Source organism: Veillonella sp. oral taxon 158, from assembly GCF_018376515.1.
GTDB classification, from domain to species: Bacteria; Bacillota; Negativicutes; order Veillonellales; family Veillonellaceae; genus Veillonella; species Veillonella rogosae.
Window position 1 is genome coordinate 1 of the sequence record NZ_JAHABE010000004.1, and the last position, 19,506, is coordinate 19,506.

At 40.4% G+C, this 19,506-nt stretch carries 16 protein-coding genes; 12 read left to right on the top strand and 4 right to left on the bottom strand.

Annotation, left to right across the window (positions count from 1 at the left end; translation table 11 throughout):
- The 4 genes from KH364_RS03510 to KH364_RS03525 form a co-directional block, all read left to right on the top strand.
- Positions 1-798, top strand: a 798-nt coding sequence (locus tag KH364_RS03510) for a phosphoribosylanthranilate isomerase (RefSeq protein ID WP_273298617.1), incomplete at its 5' end; no start/stop codon positions are given.
- Positions 799-840: 42 nt separating this feature from the next.
- The gene (trpB, locus tag KH364_RS03515) at positions 841-2,034 is read left to right on the top strand and encodes a tryptophan synthase subunit beta (RefSeq protein WP_273298618.1); all 1,194 of its coding nucleotides are present in this window, start codon (positions 841-843) and stop codon (positions 2,032-2,034) included.
- Positions 2,027-2,818: a tryptophan synthase subunit alpha gene (gene trpA / locus KH364_RS03520; RefSeq protein WP_273298619.1), complete on the top strand. Its 792-nt coding sequence runs from the start codon at positions 2,027-2,029 to the stop codon at positions 2,816-2,818. The genes trpB and trpA overlap by 8 nt, the downstream gene beginning before the upstream one ends.
- Before the next feature lie 118 nt (positions 2,819-2,936).
- Positions 2,937-4,025 (top strand): DUF805 domain-containing protein, encoded by a 1,089-nt coding sequence (locus KH364_RS03525; protein ID WP_273298620.1) that lies wholly within the window; start codon positions 2,937-2,939, stop codon positions 4,023-4,025.
- 181 nt (positions 4,026-4,206) lie between these two features.
- On the opposite strand, the gene KH364_RS03530 is transcribed toward KH364_RS03525, so the two are convergent.
- The gene (locus tag KH364_RS03530; protein ID WP_273298621.1) at positions 4,207-4,503 is read right to left on the bottom strand and encodes a hypothetical protein; all 297 of its coding nucleotides are present in this window, start codon (positions 4,501-4,503) and stop codon (positions 4,207-4,209) included.
- 163 nt (positions 4,504-4,666) lie between these two features.
- Between KH364_RS03530 and KH364_RS03535 the strand changes: the two genes are divergently transcribed.
- From KH364_RS03535 to KH364_RS03565, 7 genes are all read left to right on the top strand, one after another.
- Entirely contained in the window at positions 4,667-5,665 is a 999-nt protein-coding gene (locus tag KH364_RS03535; RefSeq protein WP_273298622.1) for a DUF805 domain-containing protein, read from the top strand.
- A 3-nt stretch (positions 5,666-5,668) separates the two neighbouring features.
- Positions 5,669-6,238: a DUF805 domain-containing protein gene (locus KH364_RS03540; RefSeq protein ID WP_273298623.1), complete on the top strand. Its 570-nt coding sequence runs from the start codon at positions 5,669-5,671 to the stop codon at positions 6,236-6,238.
- Positions 6,239-6,454: 216 nt separating this feature from the next.
- Entirely contained in the window at positions 6,455-7,090 is a 636-nt protein-coding gene (locus KH364_RS03545) for a DUF805 domain-containing protein (protein WP_273298624.1), read from the top strand.
- Positions 7,091-7,281: 191 nt separating this feature from the next.
- A complete protein-coding gene (locus tag KH364_RS03550; protein ID WP_273298625.1) occupies positions 7,282-7,809 on the top strand; it encodes a DUF805 domain-containing protein in 528 nt (175 codons plus the stop codon).
- Between the two features lie 149 nt (positions 7,810-7,958).
- Positions 7,959-8,885: a DUF3829 domain-containing protein gene (locus KH364_RS03555; RefSeq protein ID WP_273298626.1), complete on the top strand. Its 927-nt coding sequence runs from the start codon at positions 7,959-7,961 to the stop codon at positions 8,883-8,885.
- 380 nt (positions 8,886-9,265) lie between these two features.
- The gene (gene ileS / locus KH364_RS03560; protein WP_273298627.1) at positions 9,266-12,100 is read left to right on the top strand and encodes an isoleucine--tRNA ligase; all 2,835 of its coding nucleotides are present in this window, start codon (positions 9,266-9,268) and stop codon (positions 12,098-12,100) included.
- Between the two features lie 765 nt (positions 12,101-12,865).
- On the top strand, positions 12,866-14,107 hold the full coding sequence (locus KH364_RS03565) for an inverse autotransporter beta domain-containing protein (protein ID WP_273298628.1): 1,242 nt from the start codon (positions 12,866-12,868) through the stop codon (positions 14,105-14,107).
- Positions 14,108-14,219: 112 nt separating this feature from the next.
- On the opposite strand, the gene KH364_RS03570 is transcribed toward KH364_RS03565, so the two are convergent.
- Both KH364_RS03570 and KH364_RS03575 read right to left on the bottom strand, forming a co-directional pair.
- On the bottom strand, positions 14,220-16,589 hold the full coding sequence (locus KH364_RS03570) for a tetratricopeptide repeat protein (protein WP_273298629.1): 2,370 nt from the start codon (positions 16,587-16,589) through the stop codon (positions 14,220-14,222).
- 176 nt (positions 16,590-16,765) lie between these two features.
- Positions 16,766-17,548, bottom strand: a complete 783-nt coding sequence (locus KH364_RS03575; protein WP_273298630.1) for a basic amino acid ABC transporter substrate-binding protein — start codon at positions 17,546-17,548, stop codon at positions 16,766-16,768.
- A gap of 239 nt (positions 17,549-17,787) precedes the next feature.
- Between KH364_RS03575 and KH364_RS03580 the strand changes: the two genes are divergently transcribed.
- Positions 17,788-18,969 (top strand): amidohydrolase, encoded by a 1,182-nt coding sequence (locus KH364_RS03580; protein ID WP_273298631.1) that lies wholly within the window; start codon positions 17,788-17,790, stop codon positions 18,967-18,969.
- 48 nt (positions 18,970-19,017) lie between these two features.
- Here KH364_RS03580 and KH364_RS03585 read toward each other — a convergent pair whose 3' ends face one another.
- Entirely contained in the window at positions 19,018-19,368 is a 351-nt protein-coding gene (locus KH364_RS03585; RefSeq protein ID WP_273298632.1) for a hypothetical protein, read from the bottom strand.
- Positions 19,369-19,506: the final 138 nt, after the last annotated feature.

Here is a 19,506-nt window from a genome sequence, read left to right on the forward strand (position 1 = left end):
GTAGCCTTGATGGGTGAAACCTTCATGCGTTCTCCTAACAAGGTTGAAAAATTAGCATATCTCTATGGTCCCACATACTACACGCCAAAGATTAAGATGTGTGGCATCTCTAAGGTGGAAACTATCCCTGCTATAGTCGATGCTAAGCCTGATTATATGGGCCTTGTATTTGCACCGAGCAAACGGCAAGTGACTGTAGAGCAAGCTAAGACACTAGTGGAAGAACTTCATAAACAATACGTAAAAATATATGGTGTAGTTGAAGTGCCAATGAATGCTGAAACAGCACAAGATAGTAAGGAATTTGTCCAAGAAAATCCTAATTTTGAGAATATTAAAACGGTAGGCGTATTCGTAAACGAAACGGTAGAAAACCTACTTAAGATTGCTGAAGAAGTCAAACTTGATGTGATTCAACTTCATGGCGATGAAGATGAGTCTTTCATCCAAATATTAAAAGAACAGTCTAATGTAGAGGTTTGGAAAGCTGTTCAAGTCCGTAGTGCTGCAGATGCAGAAAAATGGATTGATAGCAGTGCTGATATACTTTTATTTGATGCATACCACAAAGACGAACGGGGCGGCACAGGCGAAGTATTCGACTGGTCATCCTTAGATGAGTTTGAACGACCATTTATGCTCGCAGGTGGTATCGATAGTGCCAATGTGGCTCGTGCCATCCGTACGGTTCGCCCTTATGGACTCGATATTAGCAGCGGCATTGAAACAGAAGGCGTGAAAGACAATGAAAAGATGAAAGCTTTCACCAACATCGTAAGAACAATAGCCCTGTCATAATATGGCACATTAGCAGGAATGATATATAGAAAGGTAAGTTATATGAGTGAACAAAGACATGGTTATTTTGGCTCCTTTGGTGGCCAATTTATGCCAGAAACATTGATGAATGCAGTCATCGAATTGGAAGAGGCGTACAACAAGTACAAAGATGATCCTGATTTCGTACGCGAACTTGAGGATTTACATAAAAAATATACAGGCCGTCCATCCCTTTTATACTATGCAGAACGCATGACCGAGGATCTTGGGGGCGCTAAAATCTATTTAAAACGGGAAGACTTGAACCACACTGGCTCTCACAAGTTGAATAACGTAATTGGTCAAATGTTATTGGCAAAACGCATGGGTAAAAAGCGCGTTATTGCTGAAACTGGTGCAGGTCAACACGGTGTTGCTACGGCGACTATTGCGGCATTGATGGGCATGGAGTGCGAGGTATACATGGGTGCAGAGGACTGTGAACGTCAAGCGCTCAACGTATATCGCATGCAATTGCTCGGTACAAAGGTACATGCTGTAACTAGCGGTACTAGCACGTTGAAAGATGCTGTATCTGAAGCAATGCGCGAATGGACAAACCGCATGTCCGATACGCACTATGTATTGGGCTCCGTAATGGGTGCGCATCCATTCCCTATGATCGTTCGCGATTTCCAATCCATCATCAGCCGTGAAGCTCGTGAGCAAATTCTAGAAGCGGAAGGTAAATTGCCAGCAGCTGTTATGGCTTGCGTAGGCGGTGGCTCTAATGCGATGGGCATGTTCTATCACTTTATCGAGGACGAAGGTGTGCGCCTCATCGGTTGTGAAGCGGCAGGTCGCGGCATCGACACAGAGGAACACGCAGCGACAATTGCGAAGGGCTCTGTGGGCATCTTCCACGGTATGAAATCTTATTTCTGCCAAGACGAAGACGGCCAAATCGCTCCTGTATATTCTATCTCTGCAGGCCTTGATTACCCTGGTATCGGCCCTGAACATGCGTACTTGTACGCCAGCGGCCGTGCAGAATACGTGCCTGTAACGGACGACGAAGCAGTAGATGCTTTCGAATACTTGTCTCGCCTAGAGGGCATTATTCCAGCTATCGAGAGTGCTCACGCAGTAGCGCATGCTCGTAAAATCGCTCCTACTATGAGCAAGGACGATATCATTATTATTTGTTTATCTGGTCGTGGCGACAAAGACGTAGCGGCTATGGCGAAATACAGAGGGGTGGATCTTCATGAGTAAAATTAAAGACGCTTTCACAAAGGGCAAGGCATTCATCCCGTTCATCAGCGCTGGTGACCACGGTATCGAGACTACAGAACGTTATATTCGCGTTATGGTGAAAGCCGGTGCGGATATGGTAGAAATCGGCATTCCCTTCTCCGATCCAACGGCGGAAGGTCCAGTTATCCAAGAAGCGAGCACACGCGCTCTATCTACAGGCGTAAAAATCAACGATATCTTTGATATGGTTCGCCGTTTACGTACGGGCGATGATGCGGTGACGATTCCACTCGTATTCATGACCTATTTGAACCCAATTTACGTATTTGGTCGTGAGAAATTCTTTACCCTCTGTGAAGAGGTGGGTATTTCTGGCGTTATCGTGCCAGATATGCCATTTGAAGAAAAAGGCGAACTAGCGAGCATTGCTAATACACACGGCGTTGAAGTAGTATCCTTGATTGCTCCAACATCTGAAAATCGCATCGAAATGATCGCTAAAGAAGCAGAAGGCTTTATCTACTGCGTATCTTCCCTTGGTGTTACAGGTATGCGCAGCGAAATCAAGACGGATATTAAATCCATCGTTGAAACGGTTCGCAAATACACAGATATCCCTGTAGCGGTTGGCTTTGGCATTTCTACACCAGACCAAGCAGAGGCTATGGCGCGCGTATCTGACGGTGCTATCGTAGGTTCTGCCATCGTTAAAATCGTTGCAGAACACGGCGAAAATGCAGACCAAGCATTATTTGATTACGTACAATCTATGAAACAAGCTGTCCAAAAGGCTGGCGCATAAAAGAGTTACCTTATATAATAGAGGCAACAAGTAAAAATAGGACCTATCATCATGATAGGCCCTATTCTTATATGCAGCATATTACGAAAATGGTTATAGTAGTGTTTTAGGAGGTCGTATGCAACGCTGTACACGTTGTGGTAAAGAAGGGTCAGATGAACAATCTGTCTGTTTACGTTGTGGCGGGAATATGGGGCCCTTAGGTGGTCCTATTTATACAAATGTGCACCGCCAAACAGGTGTAACCATTGTAGATTTTGAACGATATAACATGGGGTATAAGGATAACTTTATCAATACCTATCTCATACAGTGGACCGTTATCAGTGGGCGTTCTTCGCGGGGAAACTATTGGCGATTTATGCTTGTCATAGCACTTCTATGGGCTCTTATGTACATGGTATGTGCTCTTATCGGTTGGGCCAATGCAGATGATTCAGATCAATTTATTGCTTGGGTTTTCTTAGTTTTTATAATGCTTGTTTTTACGATTATTCCGGTTGTTAATATTACGATTCGTCGTCTTCACGATGTGAATCAATCGGGCTGGCTTGCATTGCTTATGTTAGTGCCTGTCATTGGTCCATTAGTTTTATTAAATTGGACGGTGAAAGCAGGGGACTTAGAGGAAAATCGCTTTGGAAAACCGCAGTATACTGAGCTTGTCGATGAAAACTTGAGTGCTCGATTAGATATTTCTACAAGTCCCACTCGTTCTACGGATCGTACGATGATAGCTGTACTCCTTGTGAGTATGGCCCTTGCGTGGTATGGCAATTATAATATTGCGGAAGGCGTATTTAATGTCATTCGAGGTGGAGAGTTTAAAGCTGCTGCTAGATACTCTAAGGCGATAAAGTCTCAAGAAAAGTCTTATGGCCTTGAGGCTCGAATCTCTGTGGAGCGTTTCTTTGAAGAGGTCGTTAATGAGCGTTTTAGAGATGCTCATGCTCGCCTCGGCGGTGCCGAACGGGAGAAATATCCAACCAAAGAAAGCCTCGCTAAAGCCTATGAAGGTGTGCGCCGCGTAGACTACGATAAACTTGAAGTCATAGCTGACTCAAAGGATGAAGTGCAAATCGCCTTTGCTATTATAATGAGCGGCAAAAAAGATGGGGTACCATTTACTGAGCGTCGCAGTGGCACTATGATTTTGCGACCTAATAAATATACGCAATTCCAAATCGTAGAAATTAGGGAAAAATAATTATTATACTGATTAGTGGAAACTATACAGTTTATAACTCTTACTAGAATCTCTATGTTTTAAACTAGCAAATCTATATAAACGATTACAACAAAAGGACGTTATACAATGTATAACGTCCTTTTGTTAGTTAGTTTAGTTATGTCTTATATAACCAGTGGGAACTGATTATGAAAGGGGCTTAGTCATTAGAAGATTCAGAGCGCATGCTATAATAGCTTCGTTCTGCTACTTTGTTTTTATCGTGTTTTTCGCGCTCAGATAATTTGCGTTTTTTATGTTTTTGTTTTTTCTCGCCTTTTTTGAACCATGGATTAGCACTGCTATCAACTGTGCCATCAGCATTTTTTTTCATGCGAGGGGAGTCGCCGATAGTGAAGCGAAAATCTTTAGCTTGTGCTACGTTAGCACCGATACCAACAGTTAAGAAGGCTGCTAAGCTGGCCATAGCCACTACTTTAGTTAATTTAGCTTTCATAATTGTCTCCTCTATAATAAGTTGTACGAATTTTAGTTGTAAAAAATCTAATTAAAGTATAGAGAAAATTAATGAGGAAAAGATGAATAAAATAGGTTGATACATCATAGTATAATAAGATTATCTATGTTTGTATATTATCTAAAATTATAGTAGGAGTTTTATGAAACAGAGAGTATATGAGATCCTCTATCGTGAGCTAGTAGAAAACTACGCGAACAGTAAGGGACGAACAAATACAGCCGATTTTTGGCTAACCATAAGTGCCATATCCTTTATATATGGTTTAATTACATGCATTACGGGCCTTGCAAGCTATATACCATATGGATATCTTTATGCTGTATCCTTGGGTGGAGGTATATTAATCACTTTATCCATCTTGTTATGCTTGCCGACGATTATGCTCATGGCGAGACGATTACGAGACTCTAATAATGATCCGATGTTGATTATTTTACTATTGGTTCCTATCTTAGGATGGCTTGCTTTATTGTATCTATTGTGCAAACGGACATCGCCTATCCAAAATCGACGAGATATATCTAACAACGATGCAAACATATATAACAATGAAGCAAGCGTATATAACAATGAAGTAAGCGTATATAAAAATGAGGGGAACGTATATAACGATGCTGCAAACACGTTACAAAAGCAATCTGTATCTGGCGTGTTTATTGTGGGCTTATTAATATTAGGCTGGCTTGTTAATAGTGCTGGTAGTGCAATGATCAACCATAATTTGATGGTGGAAGAGACTGCCTATGGTAATTTAGAGCCTAGTGCGTTAACGAAAAAGGCTAATCGTTTGTTAGAAAGTGAAACGGCTACTACAGAGGCTCGTTCTATCGTGAGTGCGTACTATGAAAATCTTGGTAAAGAGGATTATCACGCTGCCTATCGCCAGTTAAGTGTGCGTGAAATGGAGCGCTACGGTACGTTTGAGCTGTGGCAACAAGCGGTAGCGAAGGCACAACATCCTAAAGTAGAAATGATTCAGCTCGATTACGTGTCTCAAGATAAAGATGATGACTATACTTTCAACTATACTGGTTTTAAAGTGACCTTTGAAAAAGGGCAAGAGCCTGTTCTAGTTCGTTTGTATAACACAGGTAATGGCTGGGGCATTATTAGCATCGAAGACGTGGAGGAGGACTAGGTTATGGCAGCTATCAATACATATGATTTAAACTATACCGATGCCTTCAAGCTAGGTATCAAAAACTATGCTAACTTCAACGGTCGTGCTAGCCGTAGTGAATATTGGCGCTTTATTGCAGGCGTTACAATGATTCAAGGGTCTTTAGGGATTTTGGCTATGATTTGTAATGCATTAGGCCTTCTTAATTTTGAAAGCATAGTTGATAAGGTTGGTTTTTGTATATCCTTATTTTTACTGCTTCCCAATATAGCAGCTACGGCGCGACGCATGCATGATATTGGCCGCAGTGGCTGGACGCAGCTGATTTCCTTTATTCCCATTGTAGGTTTCTTTGTATTCTTAAATTATGAATTACGCCGCGGTGATCAAGGGGAAAATGCTTACGGTGAAAGAACAGGTTATATCCCAGTTACATCTGATATAAGTAAAGAAACAGGTCTTGAAGAAACGCCTTCTCGCCGTCAAGACTGGATTATGGGGATTACAATCTTCCTTATCCAATCCATTCAAATTGCAGATGTAGTAGGTGAACTATTATGGTTTGGTCTTAACGGGAACGGATACATGTAATAACTTCCTGTATTTATTAACATACTCATTATTTTATTTTATAAAAGTTTAACAACTCTTTTATAGACAATATAACACTTTGTAGTAAAATGAAATTAAGATGAATTCAAAATTATAGATATTAAGCAATATATAATATCTAAATTACTATATGTGTTATGTACAACAGGACCTTATGAGCTTTACGTTCCTGTCTGTCGATGGAAGGAGTTTATTATGAAACCTTGTCCATATTGTGGACATGAAGTACTGAGAAATGATCGTTATTGCCCAGACTGTGGGCATGTCCGCAAAGCCCCTATTTCGTTAGATAAATATAATCTAGGCATGATTGAAAACTTCAAACAATGTCTAGTATATAAATATGCTGACTTTGAAGGCCGCGCCAGTCGTAGTGAATATTGGAATTTCTTTTTAATGTATCAATTGCTCTTTGTAGCGATTTTGTTCACCTGTGCCTTTTTAAGTTATATTAGCCCTCTTTCAAGTGCAGTAGGTGTAGGCTTCGGCTTAGTAATCCTAGTTCTACTGTCCGTAGTGATGGTTATCCCTGGCGTAGCTGTTGCAGTGCGTCGCTTGCACGACCAAGGTCGTTCTGGTGGCCTCGTATTTATTGGTTTTGTGCCTGTAATTGGGACATTTATCCTATTGGTTCTGATGGCTCTTCCTGGTGAAAGCCACTCAAACCGCTTTGGTTCTCCAACAGGACAAGTAATCTTAACAAAACAAATGGCTCATGAAATCGGGCTTATCGATGCAACACCAACTATGGGTCTCACAGCTGGACTACTCTGTGCAATCTTTGTACTGTGGTTTTTGGTGGATCAATTACTTACAACAAGTGTGATGTAAAATGATAACTCTCCTTATAGCTTCGCTATAGGGAGAGTTTTTTATAGAATATAATTGTATAAATGGTTAATGTAATGCATATGTTATTCCCAAAATATATAGAAATTGAAATTCAAAATGATAGATAAAAATGATATAATGATATTTGATTTTATTTTTATTTTATTTGTTATTTTGTAGGAGAGAATACAATGACAGATTTATCTATCAAAAACCTTTCGTATGTAGATAACTTCAAACATACGGTTATGGGCAATTTTGCTAATTTTAAAGGCCGTGCAAGCCGCAGTGAATACTGGCGTTTCTATGGTATCACAATCGTTATTGCTGGTATCATTAATGTATTGAGCGCACTTTTTATGGACACTGCATTAGCAAGCGTTGTTGGTCTTATTTCCATGGCATACAACGTTGCAATTTTGTTGCCTTCCATTGGTCTTGGCGTTCGTCGTTTACATGACATTGGTAAAAGCGGTTGGATGCTTTTAATTAGCTTAGTTCCATTCGGTATTATCTATGTTATCTACTTGCTCGCTCAAAAAGGTGACGAAGGCGATAACCAATATGGTTCCCCAGTAAGCTATGAAACAATCACAGCTGAAGAAGCTGCTCGCACTGGCCTTAAAGAAACTCCATCTGAAGATATGGATCGCAAATTCATGTTCGCATGCATCGGTATCGTTATCTTCGAAGTAATCCTTATGGGCATCGTTGCATAAGCATAAACATATCTACAAAGAAAGCCTACGTATGTAGGCTTTTTCTTTTTAGTCAATTTAGATGTCTATTTATTGTCGCATATTGTTTTGATACTACTATTTTATTACAATAGTTTTACTAAAGATTAAATGTATATAGGAGAGCATGTATGAGTAGTATAAATAGGTGGCGTCGCTTAGGGCTAGTCGGTTGTGTGTTGGTAACATTAGGTTGTGTTAGTGGTTGTCAGTGGAATTTAGATAATCTAAAGCAATATAGTCAAGATTCATCAGCGAAAGACATTAAAAAAGATGAGACGAAGAGGGTGTTTCGCTTCTATTTGGCTGCTACAAATGAGTTTAACTACAATGAGGTTAAATATGGGAGCCAATATGACCTAATCTGGCAACAGGCAGGTGCAAATGAACCACTAACAGGATTTAAGGTACAGGATTATGAGCGTCTTGAACAGGAATTAGTAGCTGCTAAGGAAGCAGGTCGTTCTTACGAGGATCTTGAAAGCACAACAGATGCTCTATTGCCTATCTTGCATGATATTGTAAATGATGTAAAGGCTTTAGATTCATACTATAAAGCAAAGCAGTATGAAAAAGATAATTATGCATTTAGTCAAGCTACACTGGCTAAGCTTTCAGCGTTATTAGATGTATTTGAACCAAAATATGAAGCGTTAAATGAGGCAGTTACGGCTGCTCATAAAAAAGAACGTAATAAAGATATTGAGTTGATGCGTTCGAATGGTCAAGTGAATGGCGCTCATATGGTTGAGATGATGGGGTACTATAGTGATATCGTTAGCCATATAATTGACCAAGGGCCTAATAGTGATGTGCAATGGGTGAAAGCCCAAAAGGAAGCAGCAAATGCAATTGTACCTAAGTTCACATCTGTAGAGGTACAAAATCGGATTGATCAAGCTAAGAATCTTGATGCGGCTATTGATACATTTGTAGCTAATCAGAGTGCAGAGGCATATCATGAGGTAATTTCACAATATAATGAGCTGGCTCGGACACCAATGAATTTTAAACTGCTAGATAAAGTGCAAGATACCTATATACCTGAAGGTGTATAGTTTACTTATTGACAATTTCCCTATTTGAGCCCTATAATTATCTATTATATGAATATTGCGTTGAAAAAGACGGCACGTCTCAGACGGATTTAGTAGAGACCAAACTCATGGGCTGAAAGGTTTGGAAATCTAGAGATTTGCGGATCACTTTGGAGCAAGCAGGAACCCTGCCGGTGAACACCGTTATATGTCTAAGTGGCTTTCACAGTTTACGTGATTGGCTCGCCTTATGTGTTACAGTCATGCACTAGCATGGTCTGACAATCGAAGAAAAGCAGGGCGTAGCTTTCACCAGTAACGAAGGTCAGTAGGGTGGTACCACGGATATTACGTCCGTCCCTTCGGGGACGGGCGATTTTTTTATGTAAAAGGAGCACATCATGGATTACGGTAAGACGTTACATTTGCCTGAAACAGAATTCCCAATGCGCGGCAATTTGCCTAAGCGCGAACCAGAAATCTTAAAATTCTGGGAAGACAACAAAATTTACGAAAAACGTTTGGAATTGCGTAAGGACGCAAAACCTTTCATCTTGCATGATGGCCCTCCATACGCAAATGGTAAATTGCACATCGGTCATGCCCTCAACAAAACGTTGAAGGACATCATCATGAAATACAAAACCATGACTGGTCATTATACTCGCTATATCCCTGGTTGGGATACGCACGGTTTGCCAATCGAGCATGCGGTTATCAAAAATACTGGTCTTAACCGTCATGAAATGGCACCTCTTGATTTGCGCAATAAATGTAAGGAATATGCATTAGAATGCGTAGAAAACCAAAAACAAGACTTCATTCGCTTTGGTGTATTAGGCGAATGGGAACGCCCTTATTTGACATTGCGCCCTGAGTTCGAAGTAAAACAACTTGGTATCTTCGGCGAAATGGCAAAACGCGGTCACATCTATAAAGGTCTTAAAACTGTATACTGGTGTACTCACTGCGAAACTGCATTGGCAGAGGCAGAAATCGAATACGCTGAGAAAAAATCTTTCTCTATCTACGTAAAATTCCCTTACGTATCCGAGAAAAAGGTAACATTGCCAGCTGGCGTAGATCCAAAACAAGCATTTGCTGTTATCTGGACAACTACTCCTTGGACAATGCCTGCCAACGTAGCAATCTCCGTTAACCCAGAGCTTGAATATGGATGGGTAAAAGTAGGCGAAGAATATTACTTGATGGCTACTGAACTTGTTGAAGCAGCTATGAAAGATATCGGCATTGAAGAATACGAAATCGTAAATCGCTTCTCCGGTGCAGACTTAGAATTGGCTGAATTCAAACATCCATTCGTAGAACGTAAATCTACTGTATTATGTGGTGATCATGTAACACTTGAAGCTGGTACTGGTTGTGTACATACAGCGCCTGCACATGGTGAAGACGACTTTAACATCGTTCAACGTTACAATAAAGAAGGCAAAGCTGAGCTTCCTATCGTATCCCTTGTTAACGAAACTGGTAACTATACTAAACAAGTAGATGACAATCGTTATGGCGATACTGAGTTTCCATTGGCTGGCGTAGAAATTCACGATGCAGAGGTGCCTGTAATTAAAATCTTGGCACACAATAATGCATTGCTTAGCAAATCTAGCTTGCGCCACCAATACGCGCACTGCTGGCGTTGTAAAAATCCTGTTATCTACCGCGCTACAGAACAATGGTTCTCCTCTGTAGATGGGTACCGTCAACAAGCGCTTGATGCTATCGATAACCAAGTACAATGGATCCCTAAATGGGGCCATGACCGTATCTTTAACATGGTTCGCGACCGCGGTGACTGGGTAATTTCCCGTCAACGTATTTGGGGCGTGCCAATTCCTATTTACTATTGTGAAAGCTGTGGCGAGCATATCATCAATGACGACACTATGTCTGCATTGCTTGAAAAAGTAGCTGTAGAAGGTTCCGACGCATGGTGGGCGCACAGTGCTAAAGAATTGTTACCAGAAGGCTTCAAATGTCCTCATTGCGGTCATGATGAGTTCAAAAAAGAAACTGACATCATGGACGTATGGTTTGACTCTGGTTCCTCTTGGTCTGGCGTACTTGAAGTTAACGATCTGGAAGTACCATGTGCTATGTACCTTGAAGGTTCTGACCAACATCGTGGCTGGTTCAACTCTTCCTTGTTAACTGCAGTAGCAACAACAGGTAAGGCACCTTACAACTCCGTATTGACACACGGCTTCGTTGTGGACGGCGAAGGTCGCAAAATGTCTAAATCTGTAGGTAATACAGTAGCACCTAGTGATATCATCGACGTATACGGCGCTGACGTTATGCGTTTGTGGGTATCCTCTGCGGATTACCAAGCAGACGTACGTTTGTCCAAAGACATCGTAAAACAATTATCCGAAGTATACCGTAAGATCCGTAATACATTCCGCTTCTTGCTTGGTAACTTGGATGACTTCAATCCAAATACTGATAAAGTGGCTTACGCAGATATGTCCGAATTCGATAAATGGGCATTATTGCGCTTAGAAGAAGTACGTCAAAAAGTTTCTGATGCGTACGAAAACTATGAATTCCACATGTTGTATCATGCAATTCATAACTTCTGTACAGTAGACTTGAGCTCCATCTACCTTGATGTAATGAAAGATACTATGTATGCTGAAAGCAAAAATAACGTAGCTCGTCGTTCTGCTCAAACAGCGATGTATGAAATCTTAAAAACATTAGTAGCAATGGTATCTCCAGTACTTTCCTTCACAGCGGAAGAAGTTTGGAAATACATGCCTAAAGAAGAAGGCATGCCTGAATCCGTTATGCTTCAAGATTGGCCACAAGGTCATCCTGAACACTTCAACCAAGAATTGGCTGATAAATGGAACCAATTGTTAGACTTGCGTACATCTGTACAAAAAGCATTGGAACTTGCTCGTCAAGACAAAACAATCGGTCACCCACTAGATGCATCTGTTACAGTATACGCTGAAGGTGCTGCATTCGACGCATTGAACGCTCTTGGTGAAGAAGGCTTGGCTAAACTTGTTATCGTATCCGAAGCTCACATCGTAAACGGCGCTGCACCAGCAGAGGCTGTAAAAGACGAAGAAACAGGCGTAGCTACAGTAGTTGCTGCATCTGGTCTTGAAAAATGTGAACGTTGCTGGATCCACCGCGATACAGTAGGTCAAGATAGCGAACATCCTACACTTTGCGATCGCTGTGCAGACGTTGTAAAAACTCTATAATTATAGATAAAAAACTACACAATCTATAATCACAGATAGAAGAATGTATCGTATGAATCAATCTATGAATTATTTATTGTGTAATATCTAAATAGAAAACCCTTCTCTAACACATTTAGCTTATTTTAAACTAATGTGTACCAGAGAAGGGTTTTTGCATATTTGATTGTTTTCTTAGATGTATCATGGATGTATCATGGCTAGATGTAAGCTTCCTATGTACTTTTCTTTACAAAACATTAAAATTTTATAGAAATTTATGAATTCATTGCATGCTATCGTTCTCATGTAACTATTTATATCAATTAAGACCTTATCGTTTTGTTCATGAAATTTTAATGTGTAAATTTTTACGCATTTCATGTAAAAACTAATTTCCTGGTTTAAGATGTTTATAGTTAGTTTAGTTCTTGTTCTTATATGAGAAGGAGGAAGAGAAATGGTTGCAGCAATCGTTAAAGCAATCTTGGCAGCGCTTACTGGTTTAGCTAACGCTTTATTGCCTTTATTCAAATAACAATTTCATTCCCCAGAAAAAAGACCACCCTGCTTGCGGTGGTCTTTTTCTTTTGCCTGAAAATAGAAATCAATTTGTAACATAATGATTTAGAGAATCTTTAACTATCGTTTAACTATAGGGCTTTGTATTGACTATGGAAAATAGGGTACCTATAATTAAGATGAATAAACCATGAAATGAACGTGAAGTGCGTACAGTGTTGTGTGGTTTTACTTCTTATGCAAAACGAGGGGAGCGTGTAAGTCATGAGAAAAAACGTAATCATTAAGGCGTTAGTTTTAGGATCTATAGGATGTGCTTTTACTATTACAGGAATGGCAGCCAATGGGCATGGACAAGGTATTGCAGATTCTACTACAGAAGTGAATGAGGCTAAACATGAAGCTGTTCGTTCTAATTGGATGGATCGCACAGATGTGGTTGTTGGGGTTGGTATGAAACACTCTGAAGGGTCGAGTAGCCATCAATATCATAATTTTATGCCTTGGGAAAATCATCCTATTGTTGGGTCTTCTGATAAATCTAAATCTACAGAACTCAACAAGTTATACATTGAGACATTACAACCTGTAACTCATTATGATGAACATACTAAAAGTGTGTTTTTTGTACAAGGGCGTATAGGACGTAGTGGTGAAAAGATATCCTCTAATAAATTAAATAACTATTGGGTTCCAGATAGACCGGCAGGGACTTTCACAGTTCATGAGGGTGAAACGAAGAAACAAGAATCTCTAGGTATAAATGCTAATGTTGGTGTAGGATATCGTCGTCTTAGCAAAGGTGAACATGCTTATGTTGGTGTGAATGCATTCTATGACCATGCATTTAAAAATGGATATAAACGTGTTAGTGGTGGCTTGGAATATGTGGTAGGACTTAATGAATTCCATGCCAATATTTATAAAAACTTAGGGTCTAATGAAAGAAAATATACAGGCCTTCATGGTCGAACTAGTACGTGGTATGATCCTACTGGCCTGTATCCATATGGTAGAGATGATGATACTAGTCTTTATAATTATGCTAAGGTCGATTACGAAAATCACTGGATCCTAAGTGAAAATACTGTAGCTCGGGGTTATGATATTGGCTATGCGAGAACATTTAAAAATGCTCGTTGGGCTCGTGTCTATGCGGACTACTATAACTGGCGTGGAAGAGATACAGTAAGGGTAGGTTATTATAAATTAAATAAACGCGACGATATTAAAGGGTTTAAATTAGGTGCAGAACTCCATATTACACCACATCTTACCCTTGATGTAGGTTACAAAACAGCATCCCATCATTTGAGCGGTCCTTATGCAACTTTGAATTATACAATTGGTACATCTAAGTTTGCTTGGCATGGTGGTAAACATAGTGAAAGTGCTATTACAACAGCACGCGCTAAGATGCTTGATAAAGTTCATCGTAGTGATATGGTTGTACAAGAAATTATGGAAGAAAACTATGATCATGGTGTTACCGATGTAGGTTTATAGGCGTTTTGCGTATTTTACGCTTATGATTATTTATAATAGTTTAGTCTATTCATAGGTTATAAAAAGGAGCTAGTACTTTGTGTACTAGCTCCTTTTATATTCTTGGTTATTTTTATTGTAATGCCTTAGGCACACTGAGTTTTTTCCAATTGTCTAGCTCAGGGATTTCTAAGGTATTGATTGTTTTTTGAATCCAATAGTTCAAGGATACTTCGTTGCCTACGTATTGTTCAAATAAATAGGTGTTGCCTGGAGTATCTTCTTGGTTTCCATCCTTATCGATGGTGTGACGTACAGATTCTTTCAGATAGAGCTGCACTCTAAATGGATTCGCTTGATTGCCTTTAAAAATGAAATAGGATGGACCTACAAAGTCATGCGTACGAATATTAATTTGTTCGTACCTTTTTTCTTTTAGGCCCTGCAATGCAGTTTGAATCATAGCGTTCGCATCGTCGTATTCTTCGAGCAAGAAAGCTTGTTGATCTACATCGAGTACGTAGTGCCACGTCGGTTTTTCTTCGCTTTTTTCGATGGACCAGTTGTCTACTAGATTAGGTAAGGCATGATTATCGTAGAGGTCTTTCAATAGATCGCGTGTAGCATCCTTATTAATTACCGTACGATAGATGATTTCTTGCCCTTCCGTAGGGTCGTAGCCGTGTATTCGCACTTGATACATATCTCGAGGCATACGAAAAACATCTAACTTAAAAATGTTGCGCAATTTGTCTGGAACGGATAGGAAATGATTGTAAAAGCTTAACTTTATTTCATCTTGGGCTGTTAAGGCCTTTTCTATGGTTTGCCAATCATATAAGGTGGTATCCCACAGAAAGTCATCCATGTTTACCGATAACCGAGCTGCATATTGAGGCCACGTAGTAGGACTAGGGCGCACCGTAGTAGTAGACTCTGCAATGCCTTCCTTATACTGCCAGTGACCATCAATTTCCTCAAATGCCTCTAATCGCTCTGCTCCTTCGTCATCGATAGGGATATCTTTTAACTCTTCATCTAAGTTTGCCTTATGGGACAAGATATATTGATGTGACTGTTCGTAATAGGATACAGCCTGATCAAGGTCTGGCTTGCCTGTTACATAGCCTTTTTCATAGGCATAGCCGAGAGCAACCCGTGTTAAGGCGCGCGTAATATCGTAGAAGAGAACCCGATTTTCCTCTTCAAAGGCCCGTTGCTCTTCATCTAAGACGCGCAGTAAGGATTGAACGGCAAAGCGCATATTTTTCGTCACGCCTAAACCGTGGATGCGCATATAACCAATGTATGGTAAGGCAAACATAAAGCGTTTTTTAGTCGCCGCCATATGCGTTAAGTCTGCAATGAGTCCCCAGTCTAGAGGGAGGTGGCCGATGTGAAAGATATAGCCAAAAGCCGCTTGTAATGCGGCATACCCAGCATCACTAAAGTTCTTAGTAGCGGCACGGCGATAGAGACCGATTGCCTTAACTGGATCGTAAGGAATGGTGCTACGCAATTCTTTAGCATCGTAGAAATGATAGTAATAGTCTGCTAACTCGGCGATACTTTCAGATTGTCCTAAGGCGGCTGCTTTAGTAAACCAAGTGAAAGCATCTTCAAAGTTGCCATTTTCATGGCAGTCGAGACCTGTATAGAGCATCATGGCTGGATTGCCAAGGTTTGCTGCCGTTCTAGCTACGCGGCGAGCGTTCTCAAAGTCGCCTTCGTCGATATAGATGTTACGCAAATTTCCTTGGAACATGGCGAGCCCATTATAGAGCGCTTTATTAAGCCATCTTTTCGCCAAATCTGATGCGTTTTCTTGCAGTTTCTCGTCTGGTATTGTCCCTTGTAAAGTCGCAATACGATCGTGTATGGAACCACCTTGTAGGCTTCGTTGGATACGTTTTGCCAAACTTAGAGGAGTTGGCATAATCATATCTTTTGCTGCTTCAATGCGATTGTCGTCGCGCCAGAAAAATACATTACCAATTACATACTGGCAATAGGCATCGTCTTGCGCTGCATAATCGTGGACAATGCGGAATGCATCATCAAAGGAGATTTGCATATCCTTTTCCACAGTTGGCGTAATAGAACCTTTAATGCGCAACGCTTGTAAGGTACCAATAGGACTGCAACGGCGAATACTATCGTGTAAGCATTGATAGGTACGCATATTGTCCTCTGGGAAATTAGATTCCTCCCAAGTAAAGCGAGGGCCTGCATAAACGCGTGCTAAAAGGGTATATGCATCACCTAGCTCCCGTGCTTCTGGATCATTAGCGATTGTAAGGGCATCCTCTTTGGTATTAATTTCGCTTTCAAGAAGAGTAGACATATCGTTTCGCAAGGCGCGATGATCAGTTGACACTGCATCTTGCTGATTGTTGACGATAAGTTCAAGCTGACGCAAACCCTCTTGAGCCGCTTTTTGATTATAAGATCTAAAAATCATGTGGAAGACCTTTTGTAGGCGTTCCGTAAAGTACTGTGCCATTAGGCCTCCTTGTTATACAATAGAATATATATTTATTATATAACGAACGCTTAGTGCGGTGAAAGAGAAAATAAATTAAACAAAAAATCCCCTCTGCATAGATTTTGATTTACGTTGCTGTGAAATCTGAAATCTTTCAGAGGGGATATACTTATCCTAATTCCTTGGAATCACTATTATTTTTTGTTATAATCGCCGAACCATTTGTCGTAGATTTTTTGGTAAGTGCCGTCTTCTTTAAGTTCTTTAAGAGCTTTGTTAACAGCATCTTGTAAAGCTTTGTTGCCTTTTTTCACGCCAAGAACTGTGCCTGGGGATTTAGTAGGTTCGCCTACGAGTTTAAGGTCTTGGTCAGCACCTTGTTTGAGGTAGTACATAGCAACTGCGTTATCGATGATAGCGCCATCGATTGTGCCAGCTTTCAATTCCATGAAGATATTAGCATTGGAATCGATTTGTTTTACTGTTGTACCAGGGATTTTTTGAGCCATTTCAACAGGGATTGTGCCGATTTGAGCACCTACAGTTTTGCCTGCCAATTCATCCATGTTGTGGATTGTAGTGTTGTCTTTACGAACAACTGTGATGAAACCACCTTGGTCAAAGTATACATCGGAGAAGTCTAATACTTTTTCGCGTTCCGGTGTAGCGTTGATACCGGCAGCAATCATGTCGATATCGCCAGATTGAACAGCTGGAATCAAAGCATCGAAGCCCATGGATTTGAATTCCATTTTTAGACCGATTTTTTTAGAAATTGCTTCGGACAAATCAACGTCGAAACCAACGTATTTTTCGCCTTCAGTAAATTCGAATGGTGGGAATGTAGTTTCAGAACCTACACGCAATACGCCTTCTTGTTGTGTCATTTTTGGTTTGTCGTTGCCACAACCAGCCAATAAACCCAATGCTGCTACCGCTACGAGGGCGATGGCTGTCAATTTTTTGAACTTAAACATAGTATCCTCCTCAAACATCCATATACATGGTTTATACATTTCTGTTTATATTGTACGGAATTTTACACCAATAGGCAATAACATTGTATAATTAAGAATACATGACTTTCATATTTTAGGATGCTTTCTACTTAATCTTGTGATTTACGAGGTAGAATACCCTTAATGATTATGTTAATTTAAGAATATCCTAGATTGTTATATTAATTTATATATATTAATTTATCACTGGAGGCCATATGTCCCTTACCAATACATTTTCCGATCTTTGTAAAAGCTTCGCCCCAGATGCTTTTGCGGTGAATTATACATTAGCAAATAACCCTGAGCTATCTAGTCAGGAGTTCGAGTCTGTTAAGACTATTGGCGCTACTTTAGAAAAACATGGCATGGATGTAACTTATGAATTCTGTAACTTACCAACAGCCTTCAAGGCCTCGGTTGTAAAAGTAGACAACCCTCAAGGTCGTTTAGCCATTTTATGTGAATACGATGCATTGCCTGAAGTAGGTCATGCGTGCGGCCACTGCGCGAGTGGTGCTATGAGCATACTAGCAGCATTAACACTCCATAAAATGCAGCAAGACGGCGTAGCTTTCAACATGGATATCGATATCATCGGCACACCAGACGAAGAAGCCATGGGGTGCAAGGTAGATATGTGCAATGCCGATGTATTTAAAGACTATGATTTTGCTATCATGGTTCACCTCGATGGAGAGGAAACGCGACCTAATTCACAATTCTTGGCCCTCGATTGTTTCCGCGCTAAATTCCACGGTAAACCAGCCCATGCAGCAGGCGAGCCTTGGAACGGCGTCAATGCGGTGAACGGCGTACAACTCGCTATTCATGCTATGGATATGATGCGCCAACAAGTACGCCCTGAAACGCGCATCGGTACTTGGATCATCGCTGGCGGTACTGCGTCCAATGTCATTCCTCCATATGGTGAATTAGAGGTCACTGTGCGTCATACAGAACGTGACTATTTGAACGGTTTATCTGAACAGATTAAAAAAATCTTTGAAGGTGCTGCCCTTTGTACAGGTACAACAGTAGATGTTGAGTTTTATGGCAACCCTTATGATGATATGAACCAAAACCATCGCGGTACAGCGCTCATCGAAGAAGTAATGGCTGACATGGGTCTAGACTTTGAACCGGGAGCAGCAGCCCTCGGTGGCAGCTCTGATATTGGCAATGTAAGCTATCAATGTGCGGCGTTCCACCCTAAATTACGACTTGCTGGGGACGATAAAGTGTGCCACTCTAAAGAATTTGCCGCTGCCATGCTAGAACCTACAATTGAACAAACCATCATTGATGGTGCTAATATTATTGGTCGTACATTATTAAGTTTGGTAGAAAACCCAACAGTATTAGAAGAGATTGTGGCTGAATTTAATGCATCTAAGTAGCTGAATTTAATGCATCTAAATAATTTTATTTGTATGCAATCTCACCAACTAGCATTTAGATAAGGGGCCAATGCTAATACCGTGTTTTCTATATCGATGGGGCGAGCTGTAATATCTTAGATAGAATTCATTGCCTCCTTCAGAATTACTGATAATAGACGATAATGGCATGTTGCCATTGATAAAACTTTGAATCTTGGTGAAATAGGTTCCTACCTCAATATCGTGGTGGTAGAGCGCCCATACCACGTTGTTTCCAGCGATGACCGGAATGTACTTAAGCTCAAGAAATTCGAATAAACCGGCTATGGATATATCATCTGGTACGGTAAATTCTTCGCGATGCCAACTAACATCATCGGCTGCACAAACAGCATCTCGATCGATTATTATATGCATATTATCTCGCTTCCAATCTATGTTTTGATTTCAATCTAACTGTTCTTTTAGTTTATATTTTACACCTTATAAACTTTAATATCCTACTGAAATATCTTGCTGAGTAGAAATACATTTTTATCTGTTTAATTATTTATA